The organism is Stenotrophomonas sp. P2112 (assembly GCF_041897515.1).
GTDB classification, from domain to species: domain Bacteria; phylum Pseudomonadota; class Gammaproteobacteria; order Xanthomonadales; family Xanthomonadaceae; genus Stenotrophomonas; species Stenotrophomonas sepilia.
Genome location: NZ_CP169216.1, coordinates 810339 through 832354, shown reverse-complemented (window position 1 = coordinate 832354; position 22016 = coordinate 810339). Strand labels below are relative to the sequence as shown.

18 protein-coding genes and 1 tRNA gene are annotated in these 22016 nt (G+C 67.8%); 8 read left to right on the top strand and 11 right to left on the bottom strand.

Annotated features, from left to right (window positions below):
* Positions 1-254: 254 nt before the first annotated feature.
* Positions 255-3494, top strand: a complete 3240-nt coding sequence (locus tag ACEPA4_RS03845; RefSeq protein ID WP_262090084.1) for an autotransporter outer membrane beta-barrel domain-containing protein — start codon at positions 255-257, stop codon at positions 3492-3494.
* A 504-nt stretch (positions 3495-3998) separates the two neighbouring features.
* Here the strand turns inward: ACEPA4_RS03845 and ychF are convergent.
* From ychF to ACEPA4_RS03805, 8 genes are all read right to left on the bottom strand, one after another.
* Positions 3999-5090 carry a redox-regulated ATPase YchF gene (ychF, locus tag ACEPA4_RS03840; protein WP_005415403.1) on the bottom strand — a complete coding sequence of 364 codons (1092 nt, stop codon included), beginning with the start codon at positions 5088-5090 and terminating at the stop codon, positions 3999-4001.
* Between the two features lie 141 nt (positions 5091-5231).
* Positions 5232-5810: an aminoacyl-tRNA hydrolase gene (gene pth, locus ACEPA4_RS03835; protein ID WP_164230394.1), complete on the bottom strand. Its 579-nt coding sequence runs from the start codon at positions 5808-5810 to the stop codon at positions 5232-5234.
* A gap of 48 nt (positions 5811-5858) precedes the next feature.
* Positions 5859-6476 (bottom strand): 50S ribosomal protein L25/general stress protein Ctc, encoded by a 618-nt coding sequence (locus ACEPA4_RS03830; RefSeq protein ID WP_065178966.1) that lies wholly within the window; start codon positions 6474-6476, stop codon positions 5859-5861.
* 110 nt (positions 6477-6586) lie between these two features.
* Complete coding sequence (locus ACEPA4_RS03825; RefSeq protein WP_005415400.1) at positions 6587-7546, bottom strand: ribose-phosphate diphosphokinase; 960 nt, start codon at positions 7544-7546, stop codon at positions 6587-6589.
* A gap of 140 nt (positions 7547-7686) precedes the next feature.
* Positions 7687-7763, bottom strand: a tRNA-Gln gene (locus ACEPA4_RS03820).
* Between the two features lie 11 nt (positions 7764-7774).
* Positions 7775-8644 (bottom strand): 4-(cytidine 5'-diphospho)-2-C-methyl-D-erythritol kinase, encoded by an 870-nt coding sequence (gene ispE / locus ACEPA4_RS03815; protein ID WP_065178967.1) that lies wholly within the window; start codon positions 8642-8644, stop codon positions 7775-7777.
* Entirely contained in the window at positions 8641-9300 is a 660-nt protein-coding gene (gene lolB, locus ACEPA4_RS03810) for a lipoprotein insertase outer membrane protein LolB (RefSeq protein WP_065178968.1), read from the bottom strand. The genes ispE and lolB overlap by 4 nt, the downstream gene beginning before the upstream one ends.
* Entirely contained in the window at positions 9297-10982 is a 1686-nt protein-coding gene (locus ACEPA4_RS03805; RefSeq protein ID WP_172412111.1) for a tetratricopeptide repeat protein, read from the bottom strand. Before ACEPA4_RS03805 ends, lolB begins: the two co-directional genes overlap by 4 nt.
* Positions 10983-11045: 63 nt before the next feature.
* On the opposite strand from ACEPA4_RS03805, the gene hemA reads away from it, so the two are divergent.
* The 4 genes from hemA to ppk2 are packed head-to-tail and all read left to right on the top strand — an operon-like array spanning position 11046 to position 15930.
* Positions 11046-12329, top strand: coding sequence for a glutamyl-tRNA reductase (gene hemA / locus ACEPA4_RS03800; RefSeq protein ID WP_065178970.1), 1284 nt, complete (start codon positions 11046-11048; stop codon positions 12327-12329).
* Positions 12307-13389, top strand: coding sequence for a peptide chain release factor 1 (gene prfA, locus ACEPA4_RS03795; protein ID WP_014036080.1), 1083 nt, complete (start codon positions 12307-12309; stop codon positions 13387-13389). The genes hemA and prfA overlap by 23 nt, the downstream gene beginning before the upstream one ends.
* Positions 13390-13394: 5 nt before the next feature.
* The gene (locus ACEPA4_RS03790) at positions 13395-15101 is read left to right on the top strand and encodes a tetratricopeptide repeat protein (RefSeq protein WP_065178971.1); all 1707 of its coding nucleotides are present in this window, start codon (positions 13395-13397) and stop codon (positions 15099-15101) included.
* A 46-nt stretch (positions 15102-15147) separates the two neighbouring features.
* Positions 15148-15930 carry a polyphosphate kinase 2 gene (ppk2, locus tag ACEPA4_RS03785; protein WP_065178972.1) on the top strand — a complete coding sequence of 261 codons (783 nt, stop codon included), beginning with the start codon at positions 15148-15150 and terminating at the stop codon, positions 15928-15930.
* 540 nt (positions 15931-16470) lie between these two features.
* On the opposite strand, the gene ACEPA4_RS03780 is transcribed toward ppk2, so the two are convergent.
* Together ACEPA4_RS03780 and ACEPA4_RS03775 are read right to left on the bottom strand one after the other, a co-directional pair.
* Complete coding sequence (locus tag ACEPA4_RS03780; protein ID WP_053501043.1) at positions 16471-17046, bottom strand: TlpA disulfide reductase family protein; 576 nt, start codon at positions 17044-17046, stop codon at positions 16471-16473.
* Positions 17043-18317, bottom strand: a complete 1275-nt coding sequence (locus tag ACEPA4_RS03775) for a YihY family inner membrane protein (RefSeq protein WP_005415390.1) — start codon at positions 18315-18317, stop codon at positions 17043-17045. Before ACEPA4_RS03775 ends, ACEPA4_RS03780 begins: the two co-directional genes overlap by 4 nt.
* A 77-nt stretch (positions 18318-18394) precedes the next feature.
* On the opposite strand from ACEPA4_RS03775, the gene wrbA reads away from it, so the two are divergent.
* The 3 genes from wrbA (at position 18395) to ACEPA4_RS03760 (ending at position 19885) form a co-directional block, all read left to right on the top strand.
* Complete coding sequence (gene wrbA, locus ACEPA4_RS03770) at positions 18395-18988, top strand: NAD(P)H:quinone oxidoreductase (RefSeq protein ID WP_053501045.1); 594 nt, start codon at positions 18395-18397, stop codon at positions 18986-18988.
* The gene (locus ACEPA4_RS03765; RefSeq protein WP_005415388.1) at positions 18985-19320 is read left to right on the top strand and encodes a DUF2069 domain-containing protein; all 336 of its coding nucleotides are present in this window, start codon (positions 18985-18987) and stop codon (positions 19318-19320) included. The genes wrbA and ACEPA4_RS03765 overlap by 4 nt, the downstream gene beginning before the upstream one ends.
* 79 nt (positions 19321-19399) lie before the next feature.
* Positions 19400-19885 carry an asparaginase domain-containing protein gene (locus ACEPA4_RS03760; protein ID WP_053501049.1) on the top strand — a complete coding sequence of 162 codons (486 nt, stop codon included), beginning with the start codon at positions 19400-19402 and terminating at the stop codon, positions 19883-19885.
* A 189-nt stretch (positions 19886-20074) separates the two neighbouring features.
* Here the strand turns inward: ACEPA4_RS03760 and ACEPA4_RS03755 are convergent, their stop codons facing one another.
* Complete coding sequence (locus ACEPA4_RS03755) at positions 20075-21817, bottom strand: S8 family peptidase (protein WP_053501047.1); 1743 nt, start codon at positions 21815-21817, stop codon at positions 20075-20077.
* Positions 21818-22016 lie beyond the last annotated feature (199 nt).

The window sequence follows — 22016 nt, the reverse complement described above, 5'->3', positions numbered from 1 at the left end:
CAGGCTGAATCCTGCCGGCCCCGTGCGGGGGCCTTCGACGGCTTTAGGAAACGCCTGATTCCATAGGACAGTGCCGATTTCTAGGCTGGACGCATCCCGCCATGGTGCGCCTGCCGGCAGCAACCGCGTCGCCGTGGGGGACGGAAGCCCGATGGCGCCTGCAGCTGCCATCGCGTGTGGCTTCCGCAGCGACGCGGCCCTGCCGCGCCAGTCCGCGCAGCCCTGCTGCGCCCTGCCACAGGAAGTCCAACAGCATGTACGCCTCCCCCACTCGGCGCCGCCGAGCGTCCGGGCGCACGCGCCTCGCGCCTGCTCCCCTCCTTCCCAGCCTGCTGGCAACCGCCCTGTGGGCGGCACTGCCAGTCCACGCCGCCGATCTGACCGGGCCCCTGCAGGTCAGCGATGGCAACAACCTGCAGCTGGGTGCCGATGATGTCCTCACCCATGGCGCGGGCAGCTTCGCACTGACCGTCACCGGCGCTGGCAGCAGCGCACTGATCGACGGCAGCCGCATCAACGTGACCGGTAATGGCAGCGCCGTGTCTGCTGCCAGTGGCGGCCAGGTGCAGCTGCGCGGTGCCACCCTGTCGATCGCACCCGCTACCGGCGTGGGCTTCTACGCACTGTATGCCAATGGTGCCGGCAGCGTGATCGATGCGCGCGATGTCGATATCGATGCCACGCGCAACGGCAGCGGATTCGGCAGCGTGCAGGCCTACAACGGTGGCGTGATCCGTTACACCGGGGGCCGCCTTTCAGTGACAGGTACCGGTGCGGCGCTGGCCGGTGCGTCCGGCAAGGGCAGTGAACTGTACCTGGCCGATCTGCAGATGAGCGCCGACGGTGGTGCCCGCCTGCGCGCCGACAGCGCAGGCCTGCTGACGATCCGCAACAGCCGCATCACCCTCGCTCCCGGTGGCATCCTCGCCGGCGTTGCCGTCGATGGCGCGGGCAGCCGCGCCGAGCTGTATGACACCTACATGGAAGGCGGCTGGTTCGATATCGACAGTGGTGGCAGCGTGCTGCTGGAGAACGTGGAAGCGCACTCGGTGGGTGGCAGCATGCGCCTGCTCGGCAGCCGCATCAGCAAGACCTATTCCAGCGCAGTGATCAACGGCGGCAGCTTCTACACCGTCGGCGGCTATGGCGTGAACATCAACAGCTGGGGGCAGCTGACCGCCCGCGACGCCGCGTTCGATGTGCGTGATGGCTACTCCGGATTCTGGCTGGCCAGCGATGAGTCGCGCCTGCAGCTGACCGACAGCACCATCGACACCTGGACCGACACCTACGGCTACGGTGTCGAGATCGCCGGCGGGGTCGCCACCGTGCAGGGCGGCCGGATCACCACGCACGGCGATACGACCTATGGCGTACGCGTGACCGGTTCCACCGGCAGCACCGCCAGCCGCATTGAAGCCACCGGCAACGTGATCGACGTGCGCGGCAACGGGGGTGGCGGCGTGTTCATCGGTGGCTCCACCGCCACCGCGCTGCTCGACACCGTTGCGATCCGCGGCGACGGCGAGAACGCGTTCGGCATCGTGCACATGAACACCGCGCGGCTGACCCAGGCCGATCGCCTGGACATCCGCATGACCGGCAGCAACAGTGGTGGCTACCGCTCCTACCTGACCGCGTTCGGCCCGTACTGGAACCGGGCCACCTTCAATGACAGCCACATCGAGACCGCCAGCGGCGCCGCGTTCTGGCTGCAGGGCAGCAACCATGCGTTGACCGTCAATGGCAGCGACGTGACCGCAGGCGACGGCAGCGGGCGCCTGCTGCGGGTCAGCGACACGGTGTTCACCGATGGCAGCAGCGTGGCGACCAGCCGCATCGACTTCAGCGCCGACGCCAGCACGCTGCGCGGTGACGTGGTGGTCGACAGCGCAACGGCTGACGTACGCATGGTGCTGGGCAACGGCACCACGTTCAGCGGTGCCCTGCGCAACGACTCAGGCTACCAGGTCGCACAGCTTGCGCTGGATGGCAGCAGCCAGTGGAACGTGCGTGCCAGTTCCAGCGTCGGCGCGCTCGAACACGCCGGCACCATCGCCTTCGATGCCCCGGGGGCAAGCGGCTTCAAGACCGTCACTGTCAGCGGCGACTATGTGGGCAACGGTGGTCAGTGGATCTTCAACCGTGCACTGGGTGACGACACTTCGCTGGGCGACCAGCTGGTCATCAGTGGCAACAGCAGCGGCACTGCCAGCGTGAGCGTGCGCAATGCCGGCGGTGCCGGTGCACTGACGCAGGAGGGTATCCGCCTGATCACCGTTGGCGGCCAGTCCGATGCACAGTTCAGCCTGCAGGGACGCGCGGTCGCCGGTGCCTACGACTACTTCCTGTTCAAGGGCGGCGTGTCGACCCCGGATGATGGCAACTGGTACCTGCGTTCGGAATACGTGCCACCCGTCGATCCGCCGGAACCGCCGATTGATCCGCCGCAGCCGCCGGAGCCGCCGGTCGATCCACCGTCACCGCCGGAACCGCCGGTCGATCCACCGTTGCCGCCGGAGCCGCCGATCGATCCACCGCGCCCGCAGGTGGAACGCCCGGAACCGGCGGCCTACCTGGCCAACCGCAGCGCCGCGCTGGGCATGTTCCGGCACAGCCTGCACGACCGCGCCGGTGACCCCGCCGCCGAGGCCGGCGCCAGCAGCGATGCCGTGGCCTGGATGCACCTTCGGAGCGCGCAGCCCGACAGCCACGACCGCAGCCGCCAGATCCAGGTCGATGGGCAGATCAGCAGCGTGCTGGTCGGCGTCGGCCGTCGCTTCGAGGTGGGCGGCGCGGGCGAACTGCAGGCAGGTGCGATGCTCGGCCACGGCCGCGCGCGCAATGACAGCCGCTCGCAGGTGACCGGCTATACCGCGCGTGGCGTGGTCACCGGCACCAGTGTGGGTGCCTATGCCACCTGGCTGCAGGATGCGCGCATGCAGGGCGGCGCCTATGTGGATGGTTGGCTGCAGTACGGCCGCTTCCGCAACAGCGTGCAGGGCGATGGCCTGCAGAAGGAACGTTATGACGCCCGCAACTGGAGTGCATCGGCCGAAGCCGGCTATGTGCTGCCCCTGCGGCGCACCGCGCAGCGCGGCATCTACCTGCAACCGGAACTGCAGGTGGTGCACAGCCGCTATGACAGCGACCGCGTGGTCGAGGCCAACGGCACGGTGGTCGAAGACCGCAGTGGTGACGAGACCAGCACCCGCCTCGGCCTGCGCCTCTACAGCCGCGGGTTGAGCCCGGCGCAGGGCCAGGTGCATCCGTACATGGCAGTGAACTGGTGGTCCGGCGGCAATGGCGCGGGCTTGGCGATGGACGGTGAACGGCTGCAGCGGCAGTTGCCGCGCGACATCTACGAAGCCAAGGCCGGTGTACAGGTGGATCTGTCCGGCGGCTGGCGCGGCTGGGGCGAAGTGAGCCGGCAGAGCGGCGGCATGGGCTTCCGCGACGTCGGTGCCCAGCTGGGCGTGTCGTACACCTGGTGATGCGGGAAGTGCCCGGCAAGGGAGTGCCGGGCGCTTTTTCCACATGCCGCGTGGAAAGCGGTGGGAGTTTGGTGTGGACAAGTGGCGGTGAGCTCCACGCACCAAGCGTTTCAGGGTGTGGCGTTTTTTTGTCCACGCCCATGCGCGGTTTTCCACATCCGCCGTGGAGAGTGGTTGGGATTTGGTGTGGACAAGTGGGTGCGAGCATTGCACCGCAGGCGTTTCGAAGCGTGGTGGAAATTTGTCCATATTGCACAGGCAACCTGGCAGAGCCGAGCCCACGCTCTGCTGATACCCCCCTGAGCCGAGCGTAGGCTCGGCTCTACAGGGGAGCTGTGCGGTTTTCCACATGTGGCGTGGAAAGCGATGGGAGTTTGCTGTGGACAAGTGCCGGCGAACGTCACGCCGCAAGCGTTTCGCAGTGTGGTGATTTTTTGTCCATCGCCGGAAACGCGAACGCCCCGCACAGGGCGGGGCGTCCGGGGTCGATCCGTTGCCGCCGGATCAGACGTTGAAGCGGAAGTGCAGGATATCGCCTTCCTGCACGCGGTATTCCTTGCCTTCCAGGCGCAGGCGACCTGCTTCCTTGGCGCCGGCTTCGCCCTTGTACTTGATGAAGTCGTCATACGCGATGGTTTCGGCGCGGATGAAGCCCTTCTCGAAGTCGGTGTGGATGACCGCGGCGGCCTGCGGGGCAGTGGCGCCCTTGCGCACGGTCCACGCACGGACTTCCTTCACGCCAGCGGTGAAGTAGGTCTGCAGGCCGAGCAGGCTGTAGGCCGCGTTGATTACGCGGTTCAAGCCCGGCTCGCTCAGGCCCAGGTCTGCCAGGAAGGTATCGCGGTCCTCGTCGTCGAGCTGGGACAGCTCTTCTTCGATCGCGGCCGACACCGGTACCACCTGCGCGCCTTCTGCGGCGGCATGCGCGCGCACGGCTTCCAGGTGCGGGTTGTTCTCGAAACCGTCTTCCAGCACGTTGGCGATGTACATCACCGGCTTCAGGGTCAGCAGGAACAGGTCGCGCACCAGCGCCTTCTCTTCCTCGTCCAGGCCGGCCGAGCGGCCGGCCTTGCCCTCCGACAGCGCCGCCTGCAGCTTGGCCAGTACCGGCTTGCGCGCCGCTGCATCCTTGTCGCCGCCCTTGGCCGCACGCTCGGCACGGTTCAGTGCCTTCTCGACGCTGTCCAGGTCGGCCAGCGCCAGTTCGGTATCGATGGTTTCGATGTCCGAGATCGGATCGACCTTGCCGGCCACGTGCACGATGTCGCCGTGCTCGAAGCAGCGCACCACGTGAGTGATCGCATCGACTTCGCGGATGTGTGCCAGGAACTTGTTGCCCAGGCCTTCACCGCTGGCGGCGCCGGCTACCAGGCCGGCGATGTCGACGAACTCGACTGCGGTCGGGATGACCTTCTGCGGGTTGATGATGCCCGCCAGCTCGTTCAGGCGCGGATCCGGTACCGGCACGATGCCGACGTTCGGCTCGATGGTGCAGAACGGGAAGTTCGCCGCGGCGATACCCGCCTTGGTCAGCGCATTGAACAGGGTCGACTTGCCGACGTTGGGCAGGCCGACGATGCCGCATTTGATACCCATGGGTGACAGCTCTCTGGGGTGAAAGTGATTGGGGAAACAGCGACCAGGGCGCTGCTTTTCCAATCATTCTCCGTACCGACCAACGGTCGGTACCTACCGGATTGGTTGGTTCCGTACCGACCAACGGTCGGTACCTACCGGCTACTTCGGGGTGTGCAGCCGCTTCATCGCTTCGTTGAAATCGCCCTGCACCGCCAGCGGCATCACGTCGATCGCATCATCGATGGCGCGTGCAATCAGCACGTCGTCGTCCTTCGACGGGCGCCCCAGCACCCAACCCACCACGCGGTCCTTGTGGCCGGGATGGCCGATGCCCACGCGCAGGCGATGGAACCTGCCGTGGCCGAGCAGGCGCATGGTGTCGCGCAGGCCGTTCTGGCCGCCGTGGCCACCGTCGAACTTCAGCCGTGCCGCGCCGGGCGGCAGGTCCAGTTCGTCGTGGGCCAGCAGGGTTTCCTCCGGCTCGATCTTCCAGAATCGCTGCGCGGCGGTGACCGACTTGCCGCTGAGGTTCATGAAGGTGGCGGGCTTGAGCAGCCACACCGTCTGCCCGGCGATCTCGACCTTGGCGGTCTCGCCGAACAGCTTGCTGTCCACATTCCATCGCGCACCGGCTTTTTCCGCCAGGGCCTCAACGAAATGAAACCCGGCATTGTGCCGGGTCCGGGCGTGTTCAGATCCGGGGTTGCCCAGACCGACGATCAGTCGCAGTCCTGCCATGGTTCCTTCCAGTACGGTGCCTGCCCGGAGGCAGGCACCGTAACGGTATTACTCGGCGGCAGCCGCTTCTTCGTCAGCCGCGTCGGCCTTGCCGGCCTTGGCGGTGACGATGGCGTCGTCGTGGTCCTTGCCCAGCGCCAGCGCCGGGATTTCCACGCCCTTCGGCAGCTTGATGTCGGACAGGTACACCACGTCACCGGCCTTCAGCTCGCCCAGGTCGACTTCGATCGACTCCGGCAGGTCCTTCGGCAGGCAGGTGATGGTCACTTCCTTCAGTTCGTGGGTGACCACGACGTCGGCAGCCTTGCCGGCCGGCGAGGTGTCTTCGTTGATGAAGTGCAGCGGGACCGAAGCGGTCAGGGCTTCGTTCTCGTTCACGCGCTGGAAGTCCAGGTGCATGATCAGCTGCTTGTACGGGTGGCGCTGCATGTCACGCAGCAGGACCTTCTGCACCTGGCCGTCCAGGTTCAGGTCCAGGATCGAGGCATAGAACCACTCGTTCTGCTGGGCCAGCCAGATTTCGTTGTGGTCCAGGCTGATGGCGACCGGCTCGGCGTTGCCGCCGTACACGATGGCCGGGATAACACCAGCGTGACGCAGGCGGCGGCTCGCACCCTTACGCTGCAGTTCACGCTTGGTGACCTTGATTTCATGGGTCTTCGACATTTTCGACTACTCAGGTTGTTGCCTCGCCTTGCGGCTTGGCGGTTGAAGATGCTTCCGCGACCAGAAGCACCCGGGGTATGTCCCCGCCGTTGCCGGCAGGGACGAAAAACTCAGTCCACGTACAGCGAGCTGACCGACTCGCCGAAGGCGATGCGGCGCATCGTTTCGGCCAGCATTTCCGCCACGCTCAGCTGGCGGATCTTGCTGCACACCCGCGCGGCGTCCTTCAGCGGGATGGTGTCGGTCACCACCAGTTCGTCGAGCTGGGAATTGGTGATGTTGTCCACCGCCGGGCCCGACAGCACCGCGTGGGTGCAGTAGGCGGCGACCTTGAGCGCACCGCGCGCCTTCAGGGCAGCGGCAGCGGCGCACAGGGTGCCGGCGGTATCGACGATGTCATCGACCATGACGCAGGTCTTGCCTTCGACGTCGCCGATGATGTTCATCACGGTGGAGACGTTGGCGCGCGGGCGGCGCTTGTCGATGATCGCCAGGTCGGCGTCATCCAGGCGCTTGGCCACCGCACGGGCGCGGACCACGCCGCCCACGTCCGGCGAGACGACGATCAGGTTCTCGGTGCCGTAGGCGCGCCAGATGTCGGCCAGCAGCAGCGGGGACGCATACACGTTGTCCACCGGAATATCGAAGAAGCCCTGGATCTGGTCGGCGTGCAGGTCGACGGTCAGCACGCGATCAGCGCCCGCGGTGCTGAACATCTTGGCCGCCAGCTTGGCGGTGATCGGCACGCGCGAGGAGCGCATGCGGCGATCCTGGCGCGAGTAGCCGAAGTACGGCACCACGGCGGTCACGCTGGCCACCGATGCGCGCTTGAGCGCGTCGATCAGCACCAGCAGTTCCATCAGGTTTTCCGCGCTCGGCGCGCAGGTCGGCTGGATCACGAACACGTCCTGCTTGCGGACGTTCTCTTCGATCTCCACCTGCACTTCACCATCGGAGAAGTGCGAGACCAGCGCCTTGCCCGGGCGAACCCCCAGTTCCTTGCAGATGTTCTGCGCCAGACGTTTGTTGGCGTTGCCGGAAAAGACCAGCAGGTTCGGGGACTCTTGCATCATGATTGTCTCGGGCGGGGACGAGTGGCGGGGATCCGGGGGCGGCAAGGACCCGGATGGACCCTTGCTGCTGACAACACCGCGGTTGTTTCCACGTCCCGCGCGGGCGATGCGCTGGAAGGCGCGGACACAGCCGCTATTGGCAGGGGCGGTAGGATTCGAACCTACGAATGCCAGGATCAAAACCTGGTGCCTTGGGCCTCTTGGCGACGCCCCTGCATTGATAAATCAGTGTTGCTCGAGTGCATCCAGCAGTGGCGAACGCGCAACGCCCGCTGCCACCCTTGCCCGCAACTCCTTCGGCAATTTCGACCGTCCCTGCTCTGCAGCAGACTGCGACGCGAATTCGACGAAACAACCACTTCCCGAACCGGTCAGCCGCGCCGTGCCGATGTCGCTCAACGCGGCAAGCGCTGCCTCGACGGCAGGCTCACGGCGGCGCAGCACCGGCTCGAACGCGTTCCCGACCAGGGTCCCGGAAGCGAAGTCCTCTATTTTCGCCACTGGGCTGTCGCGCGTCAAATCCGGGTCTGCAAACAGGGCCGGCGTGGGAACATGAACGCCCGGTTCAACCACCACATACCAAGCCGGCGCCAGCGTGATCGGCTGCAGGCGCTCGCCCACCCCTTCGGCCCAGGCGTTGCGGCCGCGCACGAACACCGGCACGTCGGCGCCCAGGCGCAGGCCCAGCGCGGCCAGGGCATCTTCATCCAGGCCGGCATGCCAGAGCCGGTTCAGTACCACCAGTACGGTGGCCGCGTCGGACGAACCGCCGCCAAATCCACCACCGGCAGGAACGTGCTTTTCGACGATGATGTCAGCACCTTGCGCAACCTTCGCCGCTTCCTGGAGCAGACGCGCGGCGCGCACCGCCAGATCCTCGGCCTCGGCCACGCCGGCCAGGCCCTCGCCCTGCCGGCGCACCTGGCCGTCTTCACGCAGGCGCAGGCCGATGCGGTCCCCCCAGTCCAGCAGGCGGAACACGGTCTGCAGTTCGTGGTAGCCGTCGGCCCGGCGGCCGGTAATGTGCAGGAACAGGTTCAGCTTGGCCGGGGCCGGCCACCAGGACCAGCCCGCGTCGTCGACTGCCCCGCTCATGGCGTGCCCTGCCCCCACTCGTCCACCAGCAGGCGCACCTTGGCGTCACCGTTGCTGGCCTCGATCCGGCGCGGCAGCGCCGGCCGTCCGGCGTCGGCCGGGTACCAGTCCAGGTACTGTACCTGCCAGCCCATCTGCTGCATGCGGCGCGGCCGGCCTTCACCGTCGCGTTCGACCGTCTCGGGGCCGGCGGCGTCGCCGGCCACCAGGCCACGGATCCACTCCGGCAACTGGTTGACCGGAATGTCCCAGCCGGTCGCTTCCAGCAACAGCTGCTGGGCGTCCTCGCCGTCGCGCGGACCGCCTGCCAGTCCTTCCAGGCGGCCAGCTTCGGAATGGGTGTCACCGGTCAGCTTCCAGCTCTGCCGGGTCACCGGCGCGCTCAACTCCACCACGTAGCGGCGGCCTTGCTGCTTCCAGTCGATGCGACCGCTGCCGCCGTCCTTGCCCTTGCTGACCGCGACCCGGCCCTGGAAGGCCCAGTCCGGTTGTGCATGCAGGGCGGCCACGCGCGCCGCTTCGGCCTGCGCCGCTTCGGCCGAGACCGTCTCGACCACCGCCGGTGGGGGGGTCTTCTGCGTGCCCACGCTGGTACAGGCGGTCACCGCCAGGGTCGCAGCCGCCAACAGCAGCGGCCGGATCAGGGAAACACTCATGGATTGAATTTCTCGCGGGCGCGCAGCAGCGCGCGGTTTTCAGGGTCGAGCTTGGCCGCTTCGTCGAAGAAGTGGCGGGCCTCGTCATGCTTGCCCAGCACCCACAGCACCTCGCCGACATGGGCGGCGATCTCCGGGTCCTTGGCCAGGGTCCAGGCCCGGCGCAGCTGCACCAGCGCTTCGTCCTTGCGGCCCAGGCGATACAGCACCCAGCCATAGCTGTCGACGATGGCGGCGTTGTCCGGCTCGGCGACGCGGGCGCGGTCGATCAGCTCCAGCGCCTCCTGCAGGCGCCCGGTACGGTCAGCCAGGGTGTAGCCCAAGGCATTCAGGGCCGGCACGTTTTCCGGGTCGGTCACCAGGATCTTGCGCAGGTCGGCCTCGGCGCGCGGAATATCGTCACGACGCTCCCAGGTGAGCGCGCGGGCGTACAGCAGGCCATTGTCATCCGGGTAGGCGGCCAGGCCGCGGGCCAGCGCATCCAGCTCGCCAGCACTGTCATCGCCGCGCTGGCGCAGCTCGGCCTCCAGCAGATACGCGTCACGGCGCACATCATCATCGACCACCGCGTCGGACTGGATCGCGTGCACCTCATCCAGTGCCTGCGGCAGCCGTCCGGCCAGGGCCTGGGCGTTGGCCGCACGCAGGCGCGCCTCGCTCAGCTCATCACCGCCGGGCACACTGTGGTACCACTGCACCGCCTCGGGATAGCGCTTCAGGTATTCGGCGATCTTGCCCAGTAACAGGCGCTGCGCGGGGTCCGGCTTGGCCGCCTGCCGCGACAGTTCGTTGTAGAGGTTGGACAGCGCCGCCTTGTCGCCCTGCTTGGCCAACAGTGAAGCGCGCATGCCCCAGGTCTGCACATCCTGCGGGCCGAATGCCAGTACGCGCTCGGCCGCAGCCGGTTGCCCCAGGCTGTCGTAGGCGATGGCCACCGCATTGCGCAGCTCGGGGTCCTGCCGTGTCTTCGGCTCGACGTCGTGCAGCAGCGACAAGGCCTTGTCGGTCTCGCCGGCCTGCTGCAGCTGGCTGGCACGCAGCAACGCTACGCGCGGTTCTTCGGGGAAGCGCCTGACCACTTCATCGATCATGCGCCGCGCCAGGTCGGGCTTGTCCATGCGCAGGGCGAGGCGGCCGAACTCCTGCCAGGCCTCGATCTTCGGCGGAATCGCATTGGCATCGACCAGCTCGCCGAGCACCTGCGCCGGCACCGCCGGGTCACGGCCACCGCCGATCAGCGCGGCCAGGGCGAACTTCCAGCCGCGCTCGTCGGGGTCGGCCAGCAGCGCCTGCAATTCAGTGCGGGCGGCCTTCACATCGCCCTGGCGCATGGCCAGCGCACCGGCGGCGCTGCGCATGGTCAACGAACGCGGGGCGCGCTGCTGCCACAGGGCCAGGCCCTTGGCGGCGCTGGCGTCATCATTGGCAAGCATGGAGATACGGGTCGCGCGCTCGGCCAGGCCAGCGTCGCCGTCGGTCTGCTGCGCGGCCTGCAGGTACCAGCGCGCGGCCTCGGCCAGCTTGCCGGCCTGCAGGGCGAACTCACCGGCCATCACCGGCTCCAGCGCCAGTTCCCCGGTGGCCGCGGCCCGCACGGGGGCCTTGGGCGGCACCGCCGCCAGGGCCTGGGCGCAGGCCAGGGACAGCAGCAGAACACTGGGGATGCGAATCAATGCGGGCATCGTCGGCATCGGGGCCTTAAAATGTCATCCAATGGCCAGCAGCTTATCGCAAGCAACTGAACAATGACCCTGTGGGTGCTCGGACTGAATCACCAGACCGCACCGGTAGAGCTGCGCGAGCGCGCGGCCTTCGCCGGTGAGGCGTTGCCGCGTGCGCTGGGCTCGCTGCGCGATACCCCGCAGATCGCCGAGGCGGTCCTGTTGTCGACCTGCAACCGCACCGAGCTGTACGCCGTGGCCGAGTCGGCACAGGCGCTGGACCAGTGGCTGCGCAGCCAGGCCGGCGACCTGCAGGGCTATCTGTACCAGCATGCCGATGCCGAGGCCGTGCGCCACCTGTTCCGGGTCGCCACCGGGCTGGACTCGATGGTGCTGGGCGAACCGCAGATCCTCGGCCAGGTGAAGGACGCCTGGTCGACCGCGCGCGACCATGGCCTGCTCGGCCAGCGCCTGGACCGCCTGTTCCAGCAGACCTTCTCGGTGGCCAAGCGGGCGCGCACCGATACCCAGGTCGGTGCCAACCCGGTATCGGTGGCGTCGGCCGCGGTGCGCCTGGCGCAGAACGCGTTCGCCCGGCTGGACGACTCCACCGTGCTGCTGGTCGGGGCCGGCGAGACCATCGAGCTGGCTGCACGGCACCTGAGCGAAGGCAAGGTGCGGCGGCTGCTGATCGCCAACCGCACCCTGGCCCACGCGCAGGAACTGGCCAGCCGCCATGGCGGCGTGGCCCTGCCGCTGACCGAACTGGACCGCCACCTGGGCGAGGCCGACGTGGTGTTCTCGGCCACCGCCGCGCGCGAGCCGGTGATCCATCGCGAGATGGTGGCCAAGGCGCTGCGTGCACGCCGGCACAAGCCGATGCTGCTGTTCGACCTTGCCGTTCCGCGCGACATCGAAGCCGAGGTCGGCACGCTCAACGATGCCTTCCTCTACACCGTCGATGATCTGGAACGCGCGGTGGAAGACAACCGTCGTGGCCGCCGCGAGGCCGCCGCCGAAGCCGAGGCGATCATCGACCTGCAGGTATCGCGTTACGTCGAGACCCAGCAGGCCAGTGCCCATCAGGCGCCTTTGCGGCAGCTGCGTGCGTTCGGCGAGGCCACCCGCGCCGAGTTGCTGGAGCGCGCACGCCAGCAGCTGGCCAACGGCAAGCCCGCCGACGAAGTGCTGGAACTGCTGGCCCACGGCCTGACCAACCGCCTGCTGCACCCGCCGACCGCCGCACTGCGCGCCGCCGCGCTGAGTGGCGATGCCGACCTGACCCGCGCCGCCGAGCGCCTGTTCCCGGCCACGCCGGGCTACCACCACCCACCCGTGAGACCCGATGACGCCGACCCTGCGCCGTAAGCTGGAAGCGCTGGCCGAGCGCCGCGAAGAACTGGAACGCCTGCTCGCCGAACCCGACGTGGTCGCCGACAACACCCGTTTCCGCGACCTTTCGCGCGAATTCGCCCAACTTGAACCGGTCGCCACTGCACTGGCCGATGAAGCCCGTGCCAAGGCCGACCTGGCCGCCGCCGAAGGCATGCGCGCCGACCCCGACCTGCGCGAGCTGGCCGACGAGGAAATCGCCGCCGCGCAGGCGCGCCTGCAGGAACTGGAGCAGGAGCTTGCGCTGCTGCTGGTGCCGCGTGACCCGCGCGACGAAGGCAACCTGTTCCTGGAAGTGCGCGCCGGCACCGGCGGCGACGAAGCCGCGATCTTCGCCGGCGACCTGTTCCGCATGTACGCCCGCTATGCCGAACGCCAGGGCTGGAAGGTCGAGATCGAATCGGACAACCCCGGCGAGCATGGCGGCTACAAGGAAGTGGTGGCGCGTGTGGTCGGCCGGGGTGCGTTCTCGCGCCTGAAGTTCGAATCGGGCACGCACCGCGTGCAGCGCGTGCCGGCCACCGAATCGCAGGGCCGCATCCATACCTCGGCCGCGACCGTGGCAATCATTCCCGAGGCTGACGAAGTCGATGACATCGTCATCAACCCGGCCGACCTGAAGGTGGATACGTTCCGCTCGTCCGGCGCCGGTGGCCAGCACGTCAACAAGACCGAGTCCGCGATCCGCATCACCCACGTGCCAACCGGCGTAGTGGTGGAGTGCCAGACCGAGCGCAGCCAGCACGCCAACCGCGACAAGGCGATGAAGCGCCTGAAGGCGCAGCTGCTCGATGCCGAGCGCCAGCGCCAGGACGCGGCACAGGCCGAGTCGCGGCGCCTGCAGGTCGGTAGCGGCGATCGCAGCCAGCGCATCCGCACCTACAACTTCCCGCAGGGCCGGATCACCGACCACCGCGTGGAAGGCCTGACGTTGTACGACCTGCCCAACATCCTGGCCGGTGACCTCGACCCGCTGCTGCAGCGGCTCAGCCACGAACACCAGGTCGACGCCCTGGCCCAGCTGTCGGCGGGCTGAGCACGATGACGGCCTGGCAGCAGCGGCAGCACCTGCAGCAGGCGATCGCACGCCAGCCCGGCGACTTCGTCGCCTGGGTGATGCTGGCCGACCTGGAACTGGAAGCCGGCGACATCGCTGCCGGCGAGCAGGCCGCACGACGCGCCCTGCAGCTGCGCCCCAACCACCCCGAAGCGCTGGCGCGGCTGGGGCGCGTGGCGTGGATGGCCGGCGCGCACGCCGACGCGGCGAAGCTGCTCGGCCAGGCCTCGGCATTGGCCCCGCAGCACCCGGGCATCGCGCTGTGGCTGGGCCATGCGCTGGAAGATGCCGATGATGCCGAAGGCGCAGCAGCGGCCTATCGCCGCGCGCACGCGCTGATGCCGGGCGAACCCTACATCGCGGCCCAGCGCCTGGCCTGGCAGCGCCGCCTGTGTGACTGGCAGGACGTGGACACGCTGGCTGCGCAGGTACGTGCCGCGCTCGCTTCCGGGCAGGGTGCAGTGGAACCCTTCGCCTTCCTCAGTGAAGACGTAGGCGCTGCGGAGCAGTTGGCCTGTGCGCGCACACGCGCCGCTGTCGTTGCGTCGGCGGTGCGCCCCCTTCCTGCAGTGAAGGTTCGCGAGCACGGCGCGTTGCGCGTCGGCTTCCTCTCCAATGGCTTCGGCGCCCATCCCACCGGGCTGCTGACCGTGGCCCTGCTCGAACACCTGCGCCATGACCCGGCGCTGCAGCTGCACCTGTTCGCGCTGAACCGCGCCGATGGCAGCCGCATCCGCGAACGCCTGCAGGCTGCGGCCCGCCTGCATGACGTGGCCGCACTGCGGCATGCCGACATCGCGGCCCGCATCCGTGCACAGGGCATCGACCTGCTGTTCGACCTGCGCGGCTGGGGGGGCGGCGGCACGCCCGAAGTGCTGGCCATGCGCCCGGCCCCGTTGCAGCTGAACTGGCTGGCCTACCCCGGCACATCAGGTGCGCGCTGGCTGGATGCCGTGGTCGCCGACGAATTCGTGCTGCCGGCATCGCTGGAACCTCACTTCAGCGAACGCGTCCTGCGCCTGCCACGTGCCTTCCAACCCTCGGACAACACCCGCGTACTGGAACCGGCACCGTCCCGCGCCGAGTGCGGGCTGCCCGAACACGGCGTGGTGTTCTGCTGCTTCAACAACAGCTACAAGCTCAACCCGCGCAGCATGGGCCGCGCCTTCGCGGTGCTGCAGGCCGTGCCCGGCAGCGTGCTGTGGCTGCTGTCCGGGCCCGGCAAGGCCGACGCCCGCCTACGTGCGGCCGCACAGGCCGCAGCCCTGGACCCGGCGCGCCTGGTGTTCATGGCCAAGCTGCCGCATCCGCAGTACCTGGCCCGCTATCAGCTGGCCGACCTGTTCCTCGACACGCATCCGTACAACGCGCACACCACAGCCTCCGATGCGCTGTGGGCCGGCTGCCCGGTGCTGACCTGCCCGGGCGATACCTTCGCCGCGCGCGTGGCCGGCAGCCTCAACCATCATCTGGGTCTCTCGCGGATGAACGTTGCCGACGATGCGGCGTTCATCGCCACCGCCAGCGCGCTGGGCAACGACCCGGTGGCGCTGGCAGCGTTGCGTGCCGAACTGGCGCAGGCACGCGAAGACAGTGGTGTATTCGACATGGCAGGTTTTGCCCATGACCTTTCCGCCCTGCTGCAGACGCTGGCGGGCGAGCAGGGCTGGCAGGGCGTCGACACCCCCTGAGCAACCCGTGCGCTACGCTCCGGCTTCCTCCCCGCGTGGTGTGACGATGGCCAAGCTCAAGCGCAAGGACTACGACGAACTGCTGCTGCCGCTGCAGCTGGAACTGACTGCAATGGCGCGCTGGGTGCAGTACAGCGGGCAACGCCTGCTGGTGCTGTTCGAAGGCCGCGATACAGCCGGCAAGGGCGGCGCGATCCAGGCCATCAGCCAGCATCTCAACCCGCGCCAATGCCGGGTGGTGGCGCTGCCCAAGCCCACCGACCGTGAAGCCACGCAGTGGTACTTCCAGCGTTACGCCGCGCATCTTCCCGCCGCCGGCGAGATCGTGCTGATGGACCGCAGCTGGTACAACCGCGCCGGTGTTGAACGGGTGATGGGCTATTGCAGCGAAACCGAGTACCAGCAGTTCCTGCGCCAGGCGCCGGTGTTCGAACAGCTGCTGGTGGACGACGGCATCCTGCTGTTCAAGTACTGGTTGTGCGTGGACCAGGAGCAACAGGAAAAGCGCTTCGCCGAACGCCATCTCGATCCGCTGAAGGGCTGGAAGCTCTCACCGGTCGACCTGAAATCGCGCAGCAAGTACAGCGCGTACACCGAGGCACGCGAGGCGATGCTGCGCGCGACGCATCGCGAGGCGGCGCCGTGGACGCTGGTGGACTTCAACGACCAGCGGCTGGGGCGGCTGACGCTGGTGCGCAACCTGCTGGACCGGTTGCCGGACACGCGGGTGGACGCACCGTTGCCGGAGCTGCCGAAGCTGAAGGGCAAGCTGCATCGCGAGCACTACGATGTGCTGAAGCCGATCGAGGATTTCCCGGTCGAGGAATAGGGTGGGTCGGCAGGGCTTGCGGCCCTGCACCTGCCGAAGCCAGAGCAACGGCAACAGCAACAGCAACAGCAACGGCGGGCTTCCTGAGGGATGGCGGGGCGGGTCCGGGTGCGGGGGGCGCTGCAAGTACGTCCATGTAAGCTCGGTCGCCGCATCCATGCGGCTCACGCCCCCGCACCCGGACCCACCCCGCCTTCGACAGATTTCCGCGATCTGTCGTTGATCCACACCATGCGTGGATGCTCTTCGAATTCAATTCGAAATATTCGATTTGTCTGGAGAATCATCCACGCATGGCGTGGATCTACCAGACATGAGGAATCTGTCAGAGGTGGGGCGGTGTCGGAGTGCGGGGTGTCAGCCGCATGGATGCGGCTGCCAAGCCTACATGGACGTACTTGCGGCGTCCCCGCACTCCGACACCGCCCCGCCACCCCACGGATAGCCCGCTGTTGCTGTTGCTTCGGCTGTTGCTGTTGCTGCCGGCCAGCGGCCGGCACTACCGCGGGTGCAGGGCCGCAGGCCCTGCCGACAAACCCACTACTTGGCAGCCGCGATCTGCTTCTCGATGTCGGCGGCGGTCACCGGGCCAAGGAACGTGTGCGCCAGCTTGCCCTGCGGGTCCAGCAGATGCGTCAGCGGCAGGCCACGCGGCGTGGCGAAGTCGGCCGGCGGATCGAACGGGTCCACGATCACGATCGGATAGGTCACCGGATGCTTGGCCAGGAACGACTGCATCTCCGGCACTTCGATGTCCTCGTAAGCCAAGCCGACCACTTCGATGTTGCTACGCATCGCATGCAGGGCCGACAGCTCGGGCATTTCCTTGCGGCACGGCGCGCACCAGGTGGCCCAGAAGTTCACCACCACCCACTTGCCGCGATGCGCGGCCAGGTCGTAGTCGCTGCCATCCACCGCCTTCATCTTCAGCGTCGGGAACTCGGCGGTGGTGCGCTCGGCCGGGGTTTCCTCGACCGGTGCCGGCGTGCTCGGCGTCGGTGCCTGCGCCGGTGGCTGGCTGCTGGCCGGTGCCGGCTCCTGGGCCGGTTTGCAGGCCGCCAGGGCCAGCAGCAGGGTCAACGGGAGCAGCAGCGGCAACGACGTCTTGCGGGTCATGGGGTGTCTCCAGAGTCGGTATAGATATCACTGACCTTGCGCTTCAGGCGTTCGCGCAGGGGCAGTCGCAGGTCATCCAGCGCCGCCAAGGCGGCACGGCCCAGGCTGTCGTCGCGGTACGGGAGGTGCTGCTCGGCTACTGGGATGCGCAGCTGGGTGCATTCGTACAGATCGGCCAGGCTGACCTGGTCCAGGTCGCGTGACAGCAGCCACTCGCCGCGCTCATCGCGGCGCAGCAGGTCGATCTCCTGCAGGTTGCAGATCAGGTCCTGCAGCAGTGAATCGGTCAGCATCGGCTCCAGCCGCAGGATCTCGTCATCGGCCAGGCCTTTGCCCTTGGCCCGTGCATGCTGGAAGCGACCAAGCAGGCGCAGCAGCCCATAGAACTCGTACCCCTGCGGCAGGCGCAGCTCGACCGGCTGGTAGCGGAAGGCGGCCATCGAGGAGGCCAGCGACGCACCCAGCAGCACCGCCACCCAGCACAGGTAGATCCACAGCAGCAGGATCGGCACGAAGGCGACCGTGCCATACAGCTTCTGATAGGACTGGAAGCTGCCCAGATACGCGCCGATGCCCCACTTCACCAGTTCAAGGATGACCGCCGCCAGGATCGCGCCGGGCACGGCATGCCGCCATTTCACCGTGTGGTGCGGCACCACGCGGAACATCAGCGTGATGCAGACGAACTCGATCAGGATCGGTGCCAGCCGCAGCGCCAGTTCGGCCAACCAACGGCCCTCCTGGGTACCGAACAACGGCATCGCGAACACCCTCGCCGATACTGCCAGCGATGCGGCGGCAAGCATCGCGCCCAGGGTCAGCACGGTCCAGTAGACCAGGAAGCGGGTCAGCTTGGGCCGGCTCGAGCCGACCCGCCAGATCTGGTTGAAGGTCTCTTCCACGCTGTTGAGCGTGATCAGCAGTGAGGCGACCAGTGCGATGAAGCCGGCGGCCGTCAGCTGGCCGGCACTGGCCGAAAACTGCCGCAGGTAACCCTCGGCCGCGCGCGCCGCGGAGGGCACGAAGTTGGAGAACACGTAGTCGCTGAGCTGATCGCTCCAGCGGTCGAAAACGGGAAAGGCCGAGAGCACGCCGAATACCACGATGGCCAGCGGCACCAGCGCGAACACCGTGGTGTACGCCAGCGCCGCCGCTGCCTGGAACAGGCGGTCGTCGAGGAAGCGATGCCACAGGAAGCGGCCGAAACTGATGGCCCGTGCGCGATCCCGCGCGCGCTCCATCCACAGGTTGAGCGTATCCAAAGGTTCCATCGGTGGAAGGGTACCCGATGCGGAATGCTCGCAGGATAGCCATACTGGTGGCCACACGACGAGGAGAAGCGGGCACGATGGGCGAGATTCTGGTGCTGTATTACAGCCGGGGCGGTTCGGTGGCACGGCTGGCGCGCCAGATCGCGCGGGGCATCGGCGAAGTGCCGGGCATGACCGCGCGCCTGCGCACGGTGCCGCCGGTGGCCGCAGTGACCCAGACCGCGCAGCCGCCGGTACCCGAAGATGGCGCCCCCTATGTAAGCGTGCAGGACCTGGTCGAATGCCAGGGCCTGCTGCTCGGCAGCCCGACCCGCTTCGGCAACATGGCCGCGCCGGTGAAGCATTTCCTGGACGGGCTGGGCGCCGAATGGGTCAATGGCACCCTGTCCGGCAAGCCGGCCGGCGTGTTCACGTCCACCGCATCCATGCATGGCGGCCAGGAATCGACCCTGCTGTCGATGCAGGTGCCGCTGCTGCACCATGGCTGCGTGATCGTCGGCATCCCGTTCACCGAACCGGCGCTGAGCCATACCACCAGTGGCGGCACACCCTATGGCGCCAGCCACGTAGCCGGTGCCGCCGACGACCCGCAGCCGACCGACGACGAAGCCGTGCTGGCGCGCGCGCTGGGGCGCCGGGTGGCCGGCATCGCGCAGCGGTTGGCCCGATGAGCGCCGCGCCGCGCACGGTCCTGCTGCTGGCCCTGATGGGGCTGGCCGCGCTGTTCGCGGGCTGGTTCATCAATGACAAGCACTGGCTGGCGACCCAGCTGGTGTTCACCGCGCCGCCGCTGGCGCTGGCCATCGCCGTGCGCCTGGGCTGGCGCAAGGCCGGATTCTGGGCCTCGGTACTGGCGCTGGGCTGGTTCAGCCACGGCGTGATGAGCGCCTGGAGCCACCCGGAAACGCGCTGGCTGGCGCTGATCGAGATCGCGCTGGCCCTCCTGGTGATCTTCAGCGCCAGCCTGCCCGGCCTGCGCGCCCGCTTCGGCAAGCAACGCTGACGCTGCGCCCGCTGGGTCGTATCATCTGCATTCCTGGCCCCGCGCCGCAGTACCTGTCCTGGTTTCGCGCATGCACATGATGGAAGAGCTCCTGGTCGTCACCACCGGTGGCACGATCGACAAGATCTACTTCGACGACAAGTCGGACTACCAGATCGGCGATCCGCAGATCGGCATGATCCTGCGCGAGCTGGGCGTGACGTTCCGCTTCAACGTGATTCCGATCCTGCGCAAGGATTCGCTGCACATCAACGATGAGGACCGCGAACTGATCCGCGCCACCATCGCCGCGCAGCCGACCCGGCACGTCCTGGTGACCCACGGCACCGACTCGATGGTGCACACCGGCAAGGTGCTGGCGACGATCCCCGACAAGACCATCGTGATGACCGGCGCACTGAGCCCGGCACGCTTCCGCGGCTCGGATGCCGAGTTCAACATCGGCTGCGCGATCGGTGCGGTGCAGTCGCTGCCGAGCGGCGTGTACATCGCGATGAACGGGCGGATCTTCGACCCGCAGCACGTGCGCAAGAACGTGGCTGCGAACCGCTTCGAGTCGGTCTGAGGAACCGCGTGCCGACCAAGGTCGGCACCTGCCAGAGCACTGTCCTTGTAGTGCCGGGCCATGCTCGGCAACCGCGTGCCAGCGTGGCACAACGGTCGGCAGCCGGAGCAGCCGAGCATGGACTCGGCTCTGCAGAAGCGAAAACGCCCCGGCCGAAGCCAGGGCGTGCCCTTGGAGAGGGACTTGGGCTCAGTACTGGGCGTTGAGGGTCACGCCCGAGAAGGTGCTGTAGGCCTTCACCCGCACATACCATGTGCCGGCGGCAGGGCTGTTGATGGTGCAGGTCTCGCTGTTGCCACTCAGGTACGGACGGCAGGTGTAGCTGGTATCGGTCGGGGCACTGCCCTGGCGCACGTACAGGTCGGCATCGCCGCTGCCGCCACTGATCGTCACGCGCAGCTGGCTGCTACCGGCCGGAACGGCGACGGTGTAGTTCAGCTCGGCACCGGTTGCGGCGCCCAGGCCGGTCACCGGCACGTTGTTCTGCAGCACGTTGCCACCCGGGTTCGGGTTGCCACCGCCGTTGATCGCCGCAGCCACGGCCGCGTTGGCGTCGACGATGCCGGCGCCGCAGCCACCCGAGCAGGCGCCCGGCAGCGGGCGTGCAGTGCTCTTGATGATGCTTTCGACCTGCGCCGGGCTCAGCGGGCTTGGCGCGACCGACTGCATCAGCGCAACCACGCCGGCCACGTGCGGCGCCGCCATCGAGGTGCCGTTGTACGACGCGTAGCTGGCGCTGCCAGGCGTGGTGGTGCCGGTGTTGAGGGTGGACAGGATGCTCTGGCCCGGTGCTGAGATGTCGATGCCGGTGCCGTAGTTGGAGAAGCTGGCACGCGCACCGGCCGAGGTTGTGGCCGCCACGGCAATCACGTTCGGGCAGTTGGCCGGCACCGACGAGGACACGTTGGTGTTGCTGTTGCCGGCGGCGACCACCACGGTGGTGCCACGGCTGACCGCGCCGTTGATGGCGTTCTGGTAGGTGGTGGAGCAGCTGCCGCCACCACCCAGCGACATGTTGATGACTTCGGCCGGATTGGCGTTGGCCGGCACGCCACTGACGGTGCCGCCAGAGGCCCACACGATCGCGTCGGCGATGTCGGAGGTGTAACCGCCGCACTTGCCCAGCACGCGCACCGGGACGACCTTGGCATTGAACGCAGTACCGGCCACGCCGGTGCTGTTGTTGGTCACCGCCGCCACAGTGCCGGCGACATGGGTACCGTGCCAGCTGGAGTTGGAGGCCGGGATGCCCGAGCCGCACTCGTTGGCGCCGTACCAGTCGCCCTCGTCATTCGGGTTGTTGTCGCGGCCACCGCCATCGCGCGCCATCGCGGCATCGCTGATGAAGTCATAGCCAGGCAGGATGTTGGCGTTGAGATCGGGATGGTTGGTGATGCCGGTATCGATCACGGCCACCACGACGCCGGTGCCGGTAGCCTTGTCCCAGGCCGGCTGCACGTTGATCGACGCGTTGGAGGTACCGAAGCCCCACTGCTCGCTGAAGCGGGTGTCATTCGGGGTCAGCGTCGCACGCATGATCTGGTCGACTTCGACGTATTCCACGTTCGGGTCGGCGGCGAGCTTGCGCATCAGCAGCTCGGATTCGGCCTGGTCAAGCGGCCGATCGGTCCTGACCAGGGTCGGGCCAACGGCCAGCTTGCGGACCTCCTGCAGGCCCAGCGCGCGGCCCTGGCTGCTGGCCAGGCCGGCGGCGGCACTCTTCAGCGAAGAGGCCAGTGCGGTGGTGTTGGCCACCGGCGCACTACCGTCGCGGTACTTCACGATGAAGCGCTGGTGCGTCGGCGCGGACTGCAGGCCGCTGAGCTGGACGTCACCGGCCAGCGCAGGCGTGGCCAGCAGCAGCGATGACAGAACGGACGCACCAAGGACCACCCACACTCGACGCACACGCGGTTGCGTTACCTGGGACATCGTATTTCCCTTTCTTGTGGTGTGAATGCCGGAATCGGCAGAAGCACCGGCCCGAACCCTGGGCTGGCTTGCGTTGGCGAGGTTCGAAGTCCGGCGAGTCAGCGGATCCCCCTAACGATCCGCCGTGCAGATGACGCTAATGGCCGAAACCGGACACCACAAGATTTTCAGCGTCTTTTCAGCAAGATGAAATGTTCGT

What these genes read in the sequence shown, in the direction of transcription:
- ACEPA4_RS03845 (WP_262090084.1), top strand. Translation starts at nt 255, where the DNA reads ATGTACGCCTCCCCCACTCGGCGCCGCCGAGCGTCCGGGCGCACGCGC.
- ychF (WP_005415403.1), bottom strand. Translation starts at nt 5,090, where the DNA reads ATGGGTATCAAATGCGGCATCGTCGGCCTGCCCAACGTCGGCAAGTCG.
- pth (WP_164230394.1), bottom strand. Translation starts at nt 5,810, where the DNA reads ATGGCAGGACTGCGACTGATCGTCGGTCTGGGCAACCCCGGATCTGAA.
- ACEPA4_RS03830 (WP_065178966.1), bottom strand. Translation starts at nt 6,476, where the DNA reads ATGTCGAAGACCCATGAAATCAAGGTCACCAAGCGTGAACTGCAGCGT.
- ACEPA4_RS03825 (WP_005415400.1), bottom strand. Translation starts at nt 7,546, where the DNA reads ATGCAAGAGTCCCCGAACCTGCTGGTCTTTTCCGGCAACGCCAACAAA.
- ispE (WP_065178967.1), bottom strand. Translation starts at nt 8,644, where the DNA reads ATGAGCGGGGCAGTCGACGACGCGGGCTGGTCCTGGTGGCCGGCCCCG.
- lolB (WP_065178968.1), bottom strand. Translation starts at nt 9,300, where the DNA reads ATGAGTGTTTCCCTGATCCGGCCGCTGCTGTTGGCGGCTGCGACCCTG.
- ACEPA4_RS03805 (WP_172412111.1), bottom strand. Translation starts at nt 10,982, where the DNA reads ATGCCCGCATTGATTCGCATCCCCAGTGTTCTGCTGCTGTCCCTGGCC.
- hemA (WP_065178970.1), top strand. Translation starts at nt 11,046, where the DNA reads ATGACCCTGTGGGTGCTCGGACTGAATCACCAGACCGCACCGGTAGAG.
- prfA (WP_014036080.1), top strand. Translation starts at nt 12,307, where the DNA reads ATGACGCCGACCCTGCGCCGTAAGCTGGAAGCGCTGGCCGAGCGCCGC.
- ACEPA4_RS03790 (WP_065178971.1), top strand. Translation starts at nt 13,395, where the DNA reads ATGACGGCCTGGCAGCAGCGGCAGCACCTGCAGCAGGCGATCGCACGC.
- ppk2 (WP_065178972.1), top strand. Translation starts at nt 15,148, where the DNA reads ATGGCCAAGCTCAAGCGCAAGGACTACGACGAACTGCTGCTGCCGCTG.
- ACEPA4_RS03780 (WP_053501043.1), bottom strand. Translation starts at nt 17,046, where the DNA reads ATGACCCGCAAGACGTCGTTGCCGCTGCTGCTCCCGTTGACCCTGCTG.
- ACEPA4_RS03775 (WP_005415390.1), bottom strand. Translation starts at nt 18,317, where the DNA reads ATGGAACCTTTGGATACGCTCAACCTGTGGATGGAGCGCGCGCGGGAT.
- wrbA (WP_053501045.1), top strand. Translation starts at nt 18,395, where the DNA reads ATGGGCGAGATTCTGGTGCTGTATTACAGCCGGGGCGGTTCGGTGGCA.
- ACEPA4_RS03765 (WP_005415388.1), top strand. Translation starts at nt 18,985, where the DNA reads ATGAGCGCCGCGCCGCGCACGGTCCTGCTGCTGGCCCTGATGGGGCTG.
- ACEPA4_RS03760 (WP_053501049.1), top strand. Translation starts at nt 19,400, where the DNA reads ATGGAAGAGCTCCTGGTCGTCACCACCGGTGGCACGATCGACAAGATC.
- ACEPA4_RS03755 (WP_053501047.1), bottom strand. Translation starts at nt 21,817, where the DNA reads ATGTCCCAGGTAACGCAACCGCGTGTGCGTCGAGTGTGGGTGGTCCTT.